We start from the raw sequence: 14,948 nt of genomic DNA, 5'->3' as shown, positions 1-14,948 counted from the left end.
GGGGTTCGCTCTAAAGGAGTTTCAGCAGCTTGGCGACGTCGCTGCGCAGGTCGGCCGGGTCGAAGCCCGGGGCGAAGCGCTGGATCACGAAGCCGTTGGGATCGATCACGTACACCGGCACGCCCGCGCCGTCGTCCACGTCGGGCAGCGCGGCGCGCAGCGGATCGCCGGCGGCGATCACGCGCAGCGACACGGGGCGCGCCGCGCCCGCCGGCGGCGGACCGATCCACAGGATGTGGACCTGGTCGGCGTTGTGGCCGAACAGCTGCCAGACCGTGTCCAGCTGGTGCGACAGGGCCACGCAGTCGGCCACGCAGTCGGCCGGCGGCGCCAGCACGATGCGCCAGGTGCGCTGCGGCTGCCGCCAGCTGTAGGTGCCGCCACCGGCCAGCGCCGGCTGCAGCGCGCGCACGTCCACGGGCGGATGCAGCAGCGCCCCGTGGTTCTTCAGCCCGGCCGGCTGCCAGCCGGCGAAGCGCAGCACGCCGGCCGCGCCCACGCTGCCGAAGAACAACACGAACAGGCCGAGCAGGATCCACCGGCCACGGTTTCGGCCAGGAGCGACGTCGGAAGGGGTCATGCCCCCATTTTCTCACGCGCGGCGCGTCTGCGCCGCCACGTGAGCACGCCGGCGGTGATCAGCACCGCCAGCGCCAGGCCGAACCACTGCACCGCATAGCCCAGGTGGCGCTCCGGCGGCAGCGTGTTGGGCAGCACGTCCAGATCGCGCGGAAAGCCGACCGGCAAGGCCGGATCGAGCTTGAGCACCCGCTGCGCCAGCGCCGGCTGGCGCAGCGGCGCGGCCAGCGCGGCCGGGTCCAGCACCACGGCGAGCAGGTCGCCGTTGGCCTGGGCCTGCGCGGGCGCCCGCAGCAACCCGGCCGAGGGCGGCGGCGCCAACAGGCCGGCGACGCGATGCGTGTCGGCCAGCGCCGGCACCGGCGGCAGCTGGCGCTGCGCGTCCAGCGGCTGCCAGCCCAGGTCCACCAGCAGCGGCGCGCCGCCGGCATCGGGCACGAACACCCGGTAGACGCGCACGCCGGCCTGGCCTTGGTGGGTCTGGTTGTCCAGCAGCACCGCCGGGCCCGGCGCGAAGCGACCGCTGCCGGCCGCCCAGTCGAACTCCTGCGCGCGGGCGTGCTGCGCCGCGTCAGCCAGCGGCCGCGGCTGGCGGTCGTGCAGCACCTGGGCGACCTGCGCGAGCATCGCGCGTTTTTCCTTGGCACGCCCGAGCTGCCAGGTTCCCAGACCGCAGAAGGCCGCGGCCACCAGCAGCGCCAGCGCCCAGCCGGCGGCGGTAGGCAGACGCCGGCTCACGCCCATCCGCCCGGCGGCGACGATAATCGGTGCGTGCGGCACACGGCCGCCCGAGAGGTGCGCATGAACGACTCGCTCAAGACCCTGCTGATCGTCGCCTTCCTGATCATGATCGTGTGGAACCTCGGCGCCGGCCTGTACTACCTGCTGATCGACCGCGGCCAGACCACGCGCACGGTGCGCTCACTGACCTGGCGCATCGGGCTGTCGGTGACCCTGTTCGCGCTGGTCGTACTGGGCATCTGGAGCGGCTGGATCAAACCGCACGGCATCGGCGGCTGAAAGCAAGGAACGCGCGCGCAGACACTGAGGAGTGAGCAAAAGCGCTGGGCTTCCGCTCACGCGTCGCCACGCGCCCCTGCCTCAAAGCACGTAAACGAACAGGAACAGCGCCAGCCACACCACGTCGACGAAATGCCAGTACCACGCGGCCGCCTCGAAGGCGAAGTGGTGGTCCTTGGTGAAGTGCCCCTTGAGCACGCGCAGCCACATGATCGCCAGCATCAGCGTGCCCAGGAACACGTGCGCGCCGTGGAAGCCGGTGAGCATGAAGAAGGTCGAGCCGTAGATGCCCGAGCCCAGCGTCAGGTTGAGCGCGTGGTAGGCATGCGCGTACTCGGTCACCTGGAAGTACAGGAAGGTCAGGCCCAGCAGCACGGTGATGCCCAGCCACAGCAGCACGGTGCCGCGCTGCGCCGCCTTGAGCGCGTGGTGGCCGATGGTCAGGGTCACGCCGGAGGTCAGCAGGATCAGCGTGTTGATCAGCGGCAGGCCCCAGGCCGGGATGGTCTGGAAGGTGCCGCCAACCATCGCCGGGCCATTGGTCGGCCAGCCGGCCGAATAGCCCTCCCACAGCAGCGCGTTGGTCATCACCCCGTCGCCCTGCCCGCCCAGCCACGGCAGGGAGAAGGTGCGGGTGTAGAACAGCGCGCCGAAGAAGGCGGCGAAGAACATCACCTCGGAGAAGATGAACCACACCATCCCCATGCGGAAGGACACGTCGACCTGGCCGTTATAGCGACCGGCGACCGACTCGCGGATCACATCGCCGAACCACATGAACAGCGTCGCCGCCAGCAGCATCACGCCGACCAGGAAGGTCCATTTGCCCCAGGCCGCGTCGTTGAGCCAGCTGGCCACGCCGATCATCAGCACGAACATCGCGATCGAACCGACAAAGGGCCACTTGCTCTGCGCCGGGACGAAGTAGACATCGGCATCCTGGGAGTGGGTCTGCGCCATCACGCGTTCCTTTGAGGGTCTTGGGCAATCAAGGCGCCGAATGCGCCGTCGGACTCGCCGCCGCGCCCGCCAGGGCGGTGGTCAGCGCATCGTTCTTGAAGAAGGTGTAGGACAGGGTGATCGTGGAGACATCGCTGGGCAGATGCGGGTCGACCATGAAGCGCAGCGGCATGTCGCGGCTCTCGCCGGCCTCCAGCGTCTGCGCGGTGAAGCAGAAGCACTCGGTCTTGACGAAGTACTGCGAGGCCCGCGCCGGCGCCACCGACGGCACCGCATTGCCCACGATCGAGCGCTTGCCGTCGTTGCGGGCGAAGAACTGCGCCTCGTACAGCTGGCCCGGCACCACCTGCATGCGCTGGACCTCCGGGTGGAAGGCCCAGGGCAGCTTCGAATTGACGCCGCCATCGAACTCCACCGTCACCAGGCGCTTGCTCGCCGCCACACCGGCCACCTGGCCGGCCGCGGCCGGCCCCTTGTCCAGGCGGATGCCGAACACCTTCTCGCAGGCCAGCCGGTACAGCGGCACCAGCGAGAAGGTCAGCACGAACACCACCACCGCCACGCCGATCAGCCGCGGCAGGCCGGCGGTGCGCCGATCCGGCGCCGAAGCGGTGGCGGCGTCCCGGGCGTTCATGCGCGCAGCACCCCGGACAGGATGAAGGCGGCATAGATCGCGATCGCGATGCCGCCCACCACCAGCGCGGTGATGCGCGTGCCGCGCCGCCGCCGGGCGGCCTCGGCCATGGTCTGCAGCGGGGCGCGCGGGCTGTCCATCAGTGACCGATGTCCTCGTGCGCCAGGTCGCCCGGCTTGATCACCGGCGGCGTGGTGAAGGTATGCGCCGGCGCCGGCGAGGGCACCGTCCACTCCAGGCCCCTGGCGTTCTCCCAGGCGCGCGCGTCGGCCGGCGCGCCCTTCTTCAGCGACCAACCCAGGATGGCGGCCATCATGAAGGGCGTAAGGAACATGCCGAAGGCGCCGATCGAACTGACGAAGTTCCAGTCGGCGAAGACCACGTTGTAGTCCGGGATGCGGCGCGGCATGCCGGCCAGGCCCAGGAAGTGCTGCGGGAAGAACAGCACGTTGACGAACACCACCGTCCACCAGAAATGGAACTTGCTCCAGAACTGGCTGTACATGCGCCCGGTCCACTTGGGCCACCAGTAGTAGGTGGCCGCGATGATCGAGAACACCGCGCCGGTCACCAGCACGTAGTGGAAGTGCGCCACCACGAAATAGGTGTCGTGGTACTGGAAGTCGGCCGGCACGATGGCCAGCATCAGCCCGGAGAAGCCGCCGATGGTGAACAGGATGACGAAGGCCACCGCCCACAGCATCGGCGTCTCGAAGCTCAGCGAGCCCTTCCACATAGTCGAGACCCAGTTGAACACCTTCACCCCGGTGGGGATGGCGATCAGCATGGTGGCGAACATGAAGTAGATCTCGCCGCCTAGCGGCATGCCCACCGCGAACATGTGGTGCGCCCACACGATGAAGCTCAGGAAGGCGATCGAGGCGGTGGCGTAGACCATGGCCTGGTAGCCGAACAGCGGCTTGCGGCTGAAGGTCGGGATGATCTCGCTGGCCACGCCGAAGGCCGGCAGGATCATGATGTAGACCTCGGGATGGCCGAAGAACCAGAAGATGTGCTGGTACATCACCGGGTCGCCGCCGCCGGCGGCGTTGAAGAAGCTGGTGCCGAAGAAGCGGTCGGTCAGCAGCATGGTCACCGCGCCGGCCAGCACCGGCATCACCGCGATCAGCAGGAAGGCGGTGATCAGCCAGGTCCACACGAAGATCGGCATCTTCAGCAGATCCATGCCCGGCGCGCGCATGTTGAGGATGGTGGCGATGATGTTGATCGCGCCCATGATCGAGCTGATGCCGGCCACGTGGATGGCGAACACGCTGAAGGCCACGTTGGCGCCGCCCTGCAGCGACAGCGGCGGGTACAGCGTCCAGCCGCCGGCCGGCGCGCCGCCGGGCAGGAAGAGGGTCATCAGCAGCAGCGTGAAGGCCACCGGCAGGAGCCAGAACGACCAGTTGTTCATGCGCGGCAGCGCCATGTCCGGCGCGCCGATCTGCAGCGGGATCATCCAGTTGCCCAGGCCGACGAAGGCCGGCATGACGCCGCCGAAGATCATCACCAGCGCGTGCACGGTGGTCATCTGGTTGAAGAACTCGGGCTTGACGAACTGCAGGCCCGGCTCCATCAGCTCGGCGCGGATGATCACGCTCATCGCCGCGCCGATGACGAACATCACGAAGGAGAACAGCAGGTACAGCGTGCCGATGTCCTTGTGGTTGGTGGAGAAGAACCAGCGCTCGACGAAGCCCTGGCGATGGCCGTGGTGATCGTCGTGGTGCTCTGCGGCGGCGTGGGCCATGGGCGTGTTCCTCGAAAGCAGCGGGTGTCGCGAGAAGAGATCAGGCCTGCGCGGGGGCGGGCGCTGCTTCGGTGGCGGCGGGCGCGGCGCTGGCGCTGGCGTCGCCGCCGGCCGGCGCGGCCTGCTCCGGCGTCACATCGGGCGCGGGCGAGCCTTCGGCCGGGGCCGGCGGCACCGGCGCGGCCGGCTTGCGCGCGGCCAGCCACTTCTGGAAGTCGGCCTTGGACACGGCCTCCACCACGATCGGCATGAAGCCATGGTCCTTGCCGCACAGCTCGGCGCACTGGCCGCGGTAGGTGCCCGGCACCTCGATATTGGTCCAGGCCTCGTTGATCAGGCCGGGGATGGCGTCCTGCTTCCAGCCCAGCGCCGGCACCCACCAGGAGTGGATGACGTCGTCGGCGGTGATGACGAAGCGGATCTTGGTGTCCACCGGCAGCACCAGCGGGTGGTCGACCTCCAGCAGGTAGTGCGGGTTGCTGGCGGCGTCGGGCACCTTGCCGGACTGGCGCATCTGGTCGGAGCTGCGCGCCAGGCGGCTGGTGAACTCCACGCCCTGGCCCAGGTACTCGTACTTCCACATCCACTGGTAGCCGGTAACCTTGATGGTCATCTCCGAATCGCGCGTGTCGTACATCGCGATCAGCTTGGCCGTCGCCGGCCAGGCCATGGCGATCAGGATGATCACCGGCACGATGGTCCAGATCAGCTCGGCGGTGGTGTTGTGGCTGAACTGCGCGGCGACCGCGCCCTTGGACTTGCGGAACTTGAACATCGCATAGCCCATCGCGCCGAACACGATGATGCCGATCGCCACGCAGACCCACAGCGCTACCATGTGCGCCTCGTAGGCCATGCGCGCGGTGTGGGTGACGCCCCGGCCCATGTTGAGCTGCCAGGGCTTGGGATCGGCGACCTGCGCCAAGGCCAGGCCCGGCAGGCCTGCCAATGTCGCCAGCAGCGCGACGCGGCTGCCTCCCCTTGTCTTGCCTTGCGTCATTGCCTAGACCCCGCCTTCAGTGTCATCGGTCACGGCCGCACTGCGGCCGCAAGTGAAACGCGTAACTGCCTTGCCAGTTCCTGCCGCTCGGCCGGGCCGAGCAGCCTTCCCACTTCCACCTGCCGGCCACTGGAGGACAGGGTGACGCACGCATCGCCACCGACGCCCAGCCGCACCCAGTACGGATGCGCCCGGAACGCGGCATCGCGCTGCGCGCGCCGCCGCACCTCCACCAGCTCCGGCGCGATCGCGATGACCTCATCGCGCTCGCCGGCCCGCCACGCCGCCCGCAGCGCCAGCCCGACCAGGCCGCCGTGCAGCACCGCGAACACCGGGGCGAAGGCGTTGCCCGCCAGCCAGCCCAGGATCGCCGCGCCCCACATCAGCCCGGTGCAGGCCACGAACAACGTCACGAACTGCCGCCCATTCAGCGCCCGCGGGGGTCGCAGCGTCAGCCGCGTTCCCCGCCCTTCCGGGCCCTGTGTCGCCACTTCGATCATCGCGCCTGCCGCACCCTTGGCTGCGGAAAACGCCTGAATGGTAGCCCCGCGATCCGGCGCGCGGCAACCGACAAGAAATTGTGCAAACGCACATAAAAGCGTTTCCGGCTCAATGACTTGCACCCGGCCTCGATCGGCGCGCCCGGGTCCTGGCAGGTCGCTGCGACGATGGTCGTAGTCGGGCGGCCGACCCGTCGCCCGTGTACAACGGACAGGCAGACGTCAGCACGGCCGGATGCGCGTGAGGAAAACCACTGGCACGCTTTGTGCTGCACTGCGGGTAAGACCAATGATGAGGGACCGGCGCGCGGGGGTACGCCGGGATCGAAAGGGGAGTCGTCGCCATGGACAACTCGGTGTTCTTCAGCCTGATCAGCGACTGCCTGCTGGCGCTGGTGCTGTTCGCCCTGTTTTCCTACGTGGCCCACGTCTCGCGCACGCTGTACGGCATCGCGACCTGGGGCCTGGCGCACCTGGCCTACACCTTGGGCGCGGACAGCATCGATGTCCTGGCCAGCGCGCTGCACCAGGCCGGCCATCCGCTCGTGGCCATGCTGGCGATCAACCTGGGCGCGATGCTGGCCTGCGCCGGCATGGCGGGGCTGGCCTGGGCGCTGGTGCAGTTCATCCAGCAGCGCCGCCTGCACCGCTGGGAGCTGGCGTGGATGCCGCTGAGCCTGGTGCCGCCGGCGATCGCCTGGCTGGCGGCCGGCACCACCGATGCGCAGGGCCTGGCCCTGAGCCTGGTCGAAGTGGTGGCCCTGCTGACGATGATCTGGCAGCTGCGTCGGCTGCGCGGCTCGCTGGACAAGGTGCCCGCGCGCATGATGATGGTCACCTGCGCGCTGCTGATCTGCATCTACAGCAGCGGGATGTCGGACTGGTTCGAAGGCCAGGGCCACTACGACATCAATGATGTGTGGGTCAGCGCGGATCTGGCGCTGTGGTTCATGCTCAACTTTTGCATGCTGATGCTGAGCAGCTTCCACGCCGCCGAGGCGCTTCGCCGCGGCGCGCTGGTCGACCCGCTGACCGGCGCGCTCAATCGCCGCGGCCTGAGCGACAGCCTGGACGAGCGGCGCACGCCCGGCGGCGCCGCCGCGCCCTACGGGCTGTCGGTGCTGGCGCTGGACCTGGACCGCTTCAAGCAGATCAACGACAGCCACGGCCACCGGGTCGGCGACCAGGTGCTGCAGGCGTTCTCCGACACGGTGCGCGCCTGCATCCGCCAGCACGACCTGTTCGCGCGCACGGGCGGCGAGGAATTCGTGGTGATCACCGCCGGCATGAGCTGCGAGGAGGCCATCCGCCTGGGCGAGCGCATCCGGCAGTCCACCGGTGCGCTGCGTCTGCTGCCGCACCTGGGCCTGCGCGTGAGCGTCAGCGTCGGCGTGGCCTGCGCGACGCGACGCATCGCCGTGGAGGACCTGATGGACCTGGCCGACCAGGCGCTGTACGAGGCCAAGCGCGGCGGCCGCAACTGCGTGGTGCACCTGCACGAGGCGCCCTAGGGCCTCATCGACGCCGGTTGCGCCGCGCACAAAAAGCGAACCCGCACAAGGCGGGGTTCGCGAACGTCGGCTTGCAGCGTGGATCAGAACTTGTAGGTGTACGACCCGGCCAGCACGTCGCCGCCCACGTCGAACGCACCCACCAGCGAGCTGCCGGTGACCGCGGTCTCGTTGACGGTCGGGTCGGAGACGAACAGGTGCGTATAGCCCACGTTCCACTCGCTGCTCGGCGACGGCGTCCAGGTCAGGCCCAGCGACACCCACTTGCGGGTGTTGTCCGGCACGCGCACGTCGCGGTACCGCGCCTGGGTCGGGGTCTGGTCGTAGGCCAGGCCGCCGCGGAAGGTCAGCGTGTCGCTGTACTTGTAGTCCGCGCCGATCGAGCCGAACGTGGTGTCACGGTAGTTGAACACCAGCGTGTTGTCGGCCTGGGCCGAGTCGAAGTCGACAGTGATCTTGTCGAACTTGCTCCACGCCGTGCGGCTCACGTCCGCCATCACCGTCCAGCGGTCGTTGATGATGTGGGTGAAGCTGGCCGTGGCGCTGGCCGGCATGATGATCTTGGCGCTGCCGCCGGTGTTGACGTACTGGCCCGGCGCGGCCACGGCCAGCACGGCCTTGGCGAACGGCGGCACGTCGAAGGTGGCCTTGCCGTCGTCGATCTTGTGGTCCACGCGCGAGCGGTAGGTGAAGCCGATGTGGGTGTTCTCATCGACGCTGAACAGGCCGCCCAGGGTGAAGCCGACCTCGGTGCTGTCGCCCTTGACGCGGGCGAAGCCGTCCTGGCTGCCCGGCGTGGCGCCCGGCACGCGCTGGGCGTAGAGGGCGGTGCCGAAGTCGATGGCGTTGGTCAGGTCCACGTCCAGACGCTCGGCGAACACCGAGGCGCCGAAGGACACCCACGGATTGACGTCGTAGGAGAACGCCAGGCCGGCGTCGATGGTCTGCAGCTCGGTCTTGATGCCCTGGTAGCGGCCGACCCAGTCGCGGTCGTATTCGGTTTTGAAGCCGAACGGCACGGTCAGCGAGGCGCCGAAGTGCATGTTGTCGCCCACCGGCATGGCGAAGTACACAGCCGGCAGCGCGGCGATGGTGCCGGCATCGCCACCGTCGCCGCCGCTCACCGGCGCGCCGGTGCCCGGGCCGGTCGCGCCGACGTAGCGGCCGGAGCCCTTGAAGTCGGCGCTGAAGCTGATCGCGCTGGCGCCGATGGACAGCTGGCGGCCGTCGAGCAGGCGCATGGCGGCCGGGTTGTTGGCGACCACGGCGACATCGCCCGGGGCGCTGGCCGAACCGGCGAACGCGCGGCCCTGGCCCTTGGCGCTGTTTTCCTTCAGCTGGAAGGCGGCGGCGTGGGCGTGGCCGCTGGCCAGGGCACCGGCGACGCCGGCGGCCAGAAGCGAAATTCTGAATAGGTTCGAGGACAGCATGTGCATGGACTCCGGAAGACGAAAGAAAAAACGCCTGCGCCGCAACAAGGGCCGGCGCGGCCAGACGGCCGCCGGACTTCCGTGCGCCGGAAATTCCCTCCCCGACATACGACGCCGTATGCAAGTATATCCCCCGCAATCTAACGGCGCCGTCAGCTGGCCGGTTAGATTTTAGTCGCGTGTGCGCGACGATGGCACGCTGCCATTCCCGACTCTTCGAAGCCCTGCCTTGCCCGTGTTCGTCGCCACGCCTTCCCGCCGCAAGCCCTCCGTGCGCTGGGCCACGCCCGTGCTGTTCGCCCTGCTGTGGCTGGCCTTCCTGTGGGCCATCACTCGCCCGGTGGGCATGTACCGCGGCCTGCTGCTGCAGTGGGGCGCACTGACCGGCGGCCTGGACAGCCTGCAGGAGTGGCGCACCGGCCTGACCGACGGCTCGATCCTGCGCCTGTTCACCGCGCTGTTCCTGCATGCGGACTGGGCGCATCTGCTCGGCAACCTGGTGTTCCTGCTGATCTTCGGCCTGCCGGCGGAGCGGGCGATGGGGCCATGGCGCTTCCTGGTGCTGTTCCTGCTCGGCGGGGCGGTGTCCAATCTGGCCGCGGTGCTGGCGATCGGCGCGCCGGACCGGGTGATCATCGGCGCCAGCGGCGCGGTGTCGGCGGTGATCGGCGCCTATCTGGCGCTGTTCCCCGGCGCCAAGCTGGGCGTGGTGGTGCCGCTGGGCCTGTTCCTGCAGTTCGTGCGCGCGCCGGCGGCGGTGCTGATCGGGGTCTGGGCGGTGCTGCAGGTGGTGTTCGCCTACATCGGCCCGGCGTTCGGCGCGGTGGCCTGGTCGGCGCATCTGGCCGGCTTCCTGTTCGGGGTGGTGTTCGCGCTGTTCGTGCGCGCGGCCATCGCCCGCCGCCTGCGCCGGCGCTACGGTTTCTAGCGGGCGAGGCGCCCGGCGCGAGGTTGCAAAGCGCCGCCCGTGCCCAGATCTTGCCGACCTTCCTCCATCGCCTTTCGCATGCCGCAATGTCCAAGCCGCTCTACAAGGTGACCTTCCTCAACCACGGCAAGGTCTACGAACTCTATGCCCGCCGCGTGGCCAGCTCCGACGCGCTGTGGGGTTTCACCGAGGTGAGCGAGCTGGTGTTCGACGTGCACGACGGACTGGTGGTGGACCCGACCGAGGAACGCCTGCGCGAGGAGTTCGGCGACACCCGCGTGCTGCACCTGCCGATGCAGAGCATCGTGCGGGTGGAGGAAGTGGAGAAGAAGGGCGCCAGCGCGATCCGCGATGCCGCCAGCGGCGAGAGGGTGGTCACGCCGTTCCCGATGCCGGGCAAGCCGCGCTGAGCGCGATGCGCGTCCTCATCGCCGACGATTACCAGCGCGCCACCACGGCGCTGCCGGCACTGGCCGCGCATGCGCAGGGGCTGGACGTGCAGGTGCTGGGCGCGCTGCCCGAGGCCCTGGAGGCGCGCGCGGCGCTGCTGCAGCCGGCGCAGGCGCTGCTGCTGATCCGCGAGCGCACCCGCATCGACGCGGCGCTGCTCGAGCGCCTGCCGCAGCTGCGCCTGATCAGCCAGACCGGCAAGGTCGGCGCGCACGTGGATGTGGCCGCCTGCACCGCGCGCGGCGTGGCGGTGGCCGAAGGCGTCGGCTCGCCGATCGCGCCGGCCGAGCTGACCTGGGCGCTGCTCATGGCCGCGATGCGGCGCCTGCCCGCCTATGGCGCGGCGCTGCAGGCCGGCCGCTGGCAGGACACCGGCGATGCGGTCCTGGGCCGCGCGCTGCACGGGCGCACGCTGGGCGTGTGGAGCTACGGCAAGATCGGCCGTCTCGTGGCCGGCTATGGCCGCGCATTCGGCATGCAGGTGCTGGTGTGGGGCGGCGAGGCCGCGCGCGCCGCCGCGCAGGCCGATGGCGTCGAGGTGGCGGCCTCGGTGGAGGCGCTGTTCGAACGCAGCGACGTGCTCAGCCTGCATCGTCGCCTCGTGCCGGCCACGCGGCACCAGGTCGACGCGGCGCTGCTGGCGCGCATGCGGCCCGATGCGCTGCTGGTCAACACCAGCCGCGCCGAACTGATCGCCCCGGGCGCGCTGCTGGCCGCGCTCGAGGCCGGCCGCCCGGGCATGGCGGCGCTGGATGTGTTCGAACACGAGCCCGCGGTGCCGCAGCGCGAGCCGCTGCTGACCCATCCGCGCGTGCTGGCGATGCCGCACCTGGGTTACGTCGAACAGGACAGCTACGCGCTGTACCTGGGCACGGCGCTGGACAACGTGCGGGCGTTCGCCGACGGCACGCCGCGCAATCTGGTCAATCCCGAAGCGCTGACGCGCAAGCGCTGATCCCGGCAATCCCTGTGGGAGCCGGCATGCCGGCGATGGGGCCTTACCGGGAAAGCCTCATCGCCGGCATGCCGGCTCCCACCAGGCTACGGCGTCGCCGGGACTTCGGCCGGCTTGGCCGGCGTGGGGGCGACAGGCTTGGCGGACGCAGGGGCGGTTGGCTTGGCGGCTTCCGGCACCGGCGCTGGCGCCTTCGGCGCGGGCTTGGGCTTGGCGGCGGCCGCCTTGGCCGCGGCGGCCTGCTGCGCGGCTGCGACCGAGCCCGGGTGCTTCAACTCGGCCAGCGCCTCTTCGATCGGCTTGTCGCCATTGAGCACATCGCCGGCCGCATAGCCCTCGGCGCCTTCCTGATCGCCGCGCAGGTGACCGGGCAGCTTGGCCTCGCTGTAGTCGGCCAGCGAGGGCGGGATGTCGCGGTCGGTCGCTTCGTCCGGCTTGAGCACCACATCGGGCACGATGCCGGTGGCCTGGATCGACTTGCCGCTGGGCGTGTAATAGCGCGCGGTGGTCAGCTTGACCGAATCGCCGTTGTCCAGCGGCAGCACGGTCTGCACCGAGCCCTTGCCGAAGGTGCGGCTGCCGATGATGCGCACGCGGTCGTTGTCGCGCAGCGCGCCGGCCAGCACCTCGGCCGCGCTGGCCGAACCGGCATCGACCAGCACCACCACCGGCACGCCCTTGAGGCGATCGCCCGGGGTGGCGTCGAACTTGGCGTCGCTGATGGCGATGCGCCCGCGCGTGGTGACGATGGTGCCCTTGTCCAGCAGGTCGTCGGCCACCTGCACCGCGCTGGTCAGCAGGCCGCCGGGATTGCTGCGCAGGTCCAGCACCACGCCCTTGAGCGGGCCCTTGGCCTTGAGCCCGTCGACCGCCTTCTGGAAGTCCGCGCCGGTGTCGGCCTGGAAGGCGCTGATGCGGATGTAGCCATAGCCCGGCTCGAGCAGGCGCGAGCGCACGCTGGCCACGCGGATGGTCTCGCGGGTCAGGGTCTTGTCGAACGGCTTGGCGACCTTGTCGCGCACGATGGTCAGGGTGACCTGGGTGCCGACCTTGCCGCGCAGCGGCTCCATCGGATCGTTCATGCCGCCCAGCGGCTTGCCGTCGATGGCCACGATGGTGTCGCCGGACTGCAGGCCGGCGCGCGCGGCCGGCGTGCCGTCGATCGGCGAGATCACTTTGAGCGTGCCGTCGGGCTGGGCCAGCAGCTCCACGCCGACGCCGTCGTAGGCGCCGTTGGCCTGCTCGTCGAAGTCCTTGGCGTCTTCCTTGTTCAGGTAGGCGCTGTGCGGGTCCAGGTCCAGCAGCAGGCCGCGGATGGCCGAGTGCATCAGCTTCTCATCGTCCACCGGCTCGACATAGGCCTGCTTGACCGCGTTGAACACCGAGACGAAGCGGCGGATCTCGTCCAGCGGCACCTCGGAGGTCTTGGCCTCGGTGCCGTCCGGATCGTCGCTGGAGGGGACGGCCGGGGCGTCCTCGTCGCTGTCCTGGGCCGCCGGCTTGGCTGGCGCAGCGGCCGGCGCGGGCGCGGATTGCGGCGTGTCCTGGGCGGCGGGCGCGGCCTGTTGGGCCAGGGCCGGCGCGATCGCCAGCAGCAGGGACGACAGCAACAGGGACACACGCATGCGGCGACTCCGGGTGGATCGTGAGGGACCTAACGCCCCGGATTATGCGGGAAGCGGGAGAAAGGAAAGCGCAGCGGGCGAGGCGGCGTCAGGCGCGCGCAAGCGCAGGAGCAGCGCGTGCTTGCGGCGGCACCGGCTCACCGCGCGCTCCGCTTCACTCGCTGCTCTCCCATCAACGCCGCTGCAGCCACGCCCCCGGATCCACCGGCGAGCCGCCCTTGCGCAGTTCGAAGTACAGCGCCGGCGTGCCCCAGCCGCCGGAGCTGCCGACCTTGGCGATGGGATCGCCCTTCTTCACCACCGCGCCGGCGTCGCGCAGCAGCGCCTCGTTGTGCGCATACAGGCTCATGTAGCCGTTGCCGTGGTCGATGATCAGGATCATGCCGTAGCCGGTCATCCACTCGGAGAACACCACCGTGCCATCGGCCACCGCCGAGACGGTCGAGCCCACCGGCGCGCCGATCAGCACGCCCTGGCTGGTGCGGCCATCGGGCAGCTGCCCGCCGAAGCGCGCCAGCAGGTTGCCCGAGGTCGGCCAGCTCAGGCCGCCGACCTTGAGCGCCGGCGCGCTCGCCACCACCGGCGGGGGCGGGGCGACCTTGCGCGGCGGCGGCGGCGGACGGCCTTCCGCCTTGGCTTCGGCGCGGTCCTTGGCCGCCTGCTCGCGGGCGGCGGCCTCGCGCGCGGCCTGCTCGCGCCGCGCACGCTCGGCGGCGGCGCGGCGTTCGGCCTCGGCCCGCGCGGCGGCCGCGCGCAGGTTGGCCAGCAGGGTCTCCAGGGCCTTGGCGTCGCGACCCAGTTCCTGGGCCCGGTCGCTGCGGTCCTCGTAGCGTTCGTCCAGCTGGGCGACCAGCTGGGCCTGGGCGCTGCGGTCGCGCTGCAGCTGAACCACTTGGGTCTGCTGGCGCTTGTGGGCGTCCTGCAGCGCGGCGCGGCGCGCCTGGATCTCGCGCTCCAGCGTCTGCAGCTCCTGCAGCTGGCCGGTGAGCGCGGCGATCTTGCCGGCCACGTCGCCCTGCACGTAGCGGTGGTAGACCATGGCGCGGTTGGCGTCGGCCACGCTGTCCTGCGACAGCAGCACCTTCAGCGGTGCGTTGCTGCCGGCCATGTAGGCCGCGCGCAGCAGCTGTTCCAGCTCGGCGCGCTGGCCGGACAGGCGCTGCTGCATCTGCGCGCGCTTGTCCTGCAGCTGCGCCAGGGCGGCTTCTTCCTTGCGCAGCGCGGTCTGGGTCTGGGTGAGCTGGCGGCTGGACTGGCCGACCTGCTCATCGGCGGCGCGCAGCTTGCGCGAGGCCTCGCCGCGCTTGCCCTCCAGGTCGCGGCGCTCGGCGGCGATGGACTTGAGCTCCTTGCGGACGGTCTCGAGCTTCTTCTGGGCTTCCTTCTGACTCTGCGCCCAGGCCGGTGCGCAGGCGCCCGCGGCCAGGACCAGCAGCGCCGCCAGCGTGGCGCGGCGGGCAGGCGTTGAGCGAAGCGACTGGGGCACGGATGGATCTTCGGCGACGGAGCAGGCCTCGATTGTAGCCAGGGCCGCCGTCGCATCCTGTCCAGGCGCCTTCCGCGCGTTTAAACCCTGGGCACGATGGGCGCATCCAAGCCCGTA

At 70.2% G+C, this 14,948-nt stretch carries 16 protein-coding genes; 5 read left to right on the top strand and 11 right to left on the bottom strand.

Annotated elements, in window-relative coordinates:
• Positions 1–10 precede the first annotated feature (10 nt).
• Together EAT51_RS13180 and EAT51_RS13175 are read right to left on the bottom strand one after the other, a co-directional pair.
• Complete coding sequence (locus tag EAT51_RS13180; protein ID WP_130521515.1) at positions 11–580, bottom strand: thioredoxin domain-containing protein; 570 nt, start codon at positions 578–580, stop codon at positions 11–13.
• Positions 577–1,317: an SURF1 family protein gene (locus EAT51_RS13175; RefSeq protein WP_425478254.1), complete on the bottom strand. Its 741-nt coding sequence runs from the start codon at positions 1,315–1,317 to the stop codon at positions 577–579. Before EAT51_RS13175 ends, EAT51_RS13180 begins: the two co-directional genes overlap by 4 nt.
• 63 nt (positions 1,318–1,380) lie before the next feature.
• Here EAT51_RS13175 and EAT51_RS13170 point away from each other — a divergent pair, with 63 nt between their 5' ends.
• Positions 1,381–1,599, top strand: a complete 219-nt coding sequence (locus EAT51_RS13170) for a twin transmembrane helix small protein (protein WP_130521513.1) — start codon at positions 1,381–1,383, stop codon at positions 1,597–1,599.
• A gap of 81 nt (positions 1,600–1,680) precedes the next feature.
• On the opposite strand, the gene EAT51_RS13165 is transcribed toward EAT51_RS13170, so the two are convergent.
• From EAT51_RS13165 to EAT51_RS13145, 6 genes are read right to left on the bottom strand one after another with little or no spacing between them, the layout of a single operon-like run.
• The gene (locus EAT51_RS13165) at positions 1,681–2,559 is read right to left on the bottom strand and encodes a cytochrome c oxidase subunit 3 (protein ID WP_130521512.1); all 879 of its coding nucleotides are present in this window, start codon (positions 2,557–2,559) and stop codon (positions 1,681–1,683) included.
• A gap of 28 nt (positions 2,560–2,587) precedes the next feature.
• Complete coding sequence (locus EAT51_RS13160) at positions 2,588–3,193, bottom strand: cytochrome c oxidase assembly protein (protein WP_130521510.1); 606 nt, start codon at positions 3,191–3,193, stop codon at positions 2,588–2,590.
• Positions 3,190–3,333 carry a hypothetical protein gene (locus EAT51_RS20310; RefSeq protein WP_165394652.1) on the bottom strand — a complete coding sequence of 48 codons (144 nt, stop codon included), beginning with the start codon at positions 3,331–3,333 and terminating at the stop codon, positions 3,190–3,192. Before EAT51_RS20310 ends, EAT51_RS13160 begins: the two co-directional genes overlap by 4 nt.
• Positions 3,333–4,946 (bottom strand): cytochrome c oxidase subunit I, encoded by a 1,614-nt coding sequence (gene ctaD / locus EAT51_RS13155; RefSeq protein WP_130521508.1) that lies wholly within the window; start codon positions 4,944–4,946, stop codon positions 3,333–3,335. Before ctaD ends, EAT51_RS20310 begins: the two co-directional genes overlap by 1 nt.
• Before the next feature lie 40 nt (positions 4,947–4,986).
• Entirely contained in the window at positions 4,987–5,946 is a 960-nt protein-coding gene (coxB, locus tag EAT51_RS13150) for a cytochrome c oxidase subunit II (RefSeq protein ID WP_130521506.1), read from the bottom strand.
• Positions 5,947–5,975: 29 nt separating this feature from the next.
• A complete protein-coding gene (locus EAT51_RS13145; protein ID WP_130521662.1) occupies positions 5,976–6,446 on the bottom strand; it encodes a DUF2244 domain-containing protein in 471 nt (156 codons plus the stop codon).
• A gap of 344 nt (positions 6,447–6,790) precedes the next feature.
• Here EAT51_RS13145 and EAT51_RS13140 point away from each other — a divergent pair, with 344 nt between their 5' ends.
• Entirely contained in the window at positions 6,791–7,957 is a 1,167-nt protein-coding gene (locus tag EAT51_RS13140; RefSeq protein ID WP_130561726.1) for a GGDEF domain-containing protein, read from the top strand.
• Between the two features lie 83 nt (positions 7,958–8,040).
• On the opposite strand, the gene EAT51_RS13135 is transcribed toward EAT51_RS13140, so the two are convergent.
• Positions 8,041–9,387: an outer membrane protein transport protein gene (locus tag EAT51_RS13135; protein ID WP_130532689.1), complete on the bottom strand. Its 1,347-nt coding sequence runs from the start codon at positions 9,385–9,387 to the stop codon at positions 8,041–8,043.
• Between the two features lie 235 nt (positions 9,388–9,622).
• Here EAT51_RS13135 and EAT51_RS13130 point away from each other — a divergent pair, with 235 nt between their 5' ends.
• The 3 genes from EAT51_RS13130 (at position 9,623) to EAT51_RS13120 (ending at position 11,720) form a co-directional block, all read left to right on the top strand.
• Positions 9,623–10,315 carry a rhomboid family intramembrane serine protease gene (locus EAT51_RS13130; protein WP_130521661.1) on the top strand — a complete coding sequence of 231 codons (693 nt, stop codon included), beginning with the start codon at positions 9,623–9,625 and terminating at the stop codon, positions 10,313–10,315.
• 86 nt (positions 10,316–10,401) lie between these two features.
• A complete protein-coding gene (locus EAT51_RS13125) occupies positions 10,402–10,725 on the top strand; it encodes a DUF1820 family protein (protein WP_130561725.1) in 324 nt (107 codons plus the stop codon).
• Between the two features lie 5 nt (positions 10,726–10,730).
• Positions 10,731–11,720 carry a D-2-hydroxyacid dehydrogenase family protein gene (locus EAT51_RS13120; RefSeq protein ID WP_130561724.1) on the top strand — a complete coding sequence of 330 codons (990 nt, stop codon included), beginning with the start codon at positions 10,731–10,733 and terminating at the stop codon, positions 11,718–11,720.
• A gap of 86 nt (positions 11,721–11,806) precedes the next feature.
• Here the strand turns inward: EAT51_RS13120 and EAT51_RS13115 are convergent, their stop codons facing one another.
• Together EAT51_RS13115 and EAT51_RS13110 are read right to left on the bottom strand one after the other, a co-directional pair.
• Complete coding sequence (locus EAT51_RS13115; RefSeq protein WP_130561723.1) at positions 11,807–13,345, bottom strand: S41 family peptidase; 1,539 nt, start codon at positions 13,343–13,345, stop codon at positions 11,807–11,809.
• 172 nt (positions 13,346–13,517) lie between these two features.
• A complete protein-coding gene (locus tag EAT51_RS13110) occupies positions 13,518–14,831 on the bottom strand; it encodes a murein hydrolase activator EnvC family protein (protein WP_425599577.1) in 1,314 nt (437 codons plus the stop codon).
• Positions 14,832–14,948: the final 117 nt, after the last annotated feature.

Origin of the sequence: Pseudoxanthomonas winnipegensis (assembly GCF_004283755.1) — a bacterium.
Classification (GTDB): Bacteria; Pseudomonadota; Gammaproteobacteria; order Xanthomonadales; family Xanthomonadaceae; genus Pseudoxanthomonas_A; species Pseudoxanthomonas_A winnipegensis.
The sequence above is the reverse complement of the archived record's forward strand: the minus strand, read 5'-3'. Positions and strand labels throughout refer to the sequence as shown.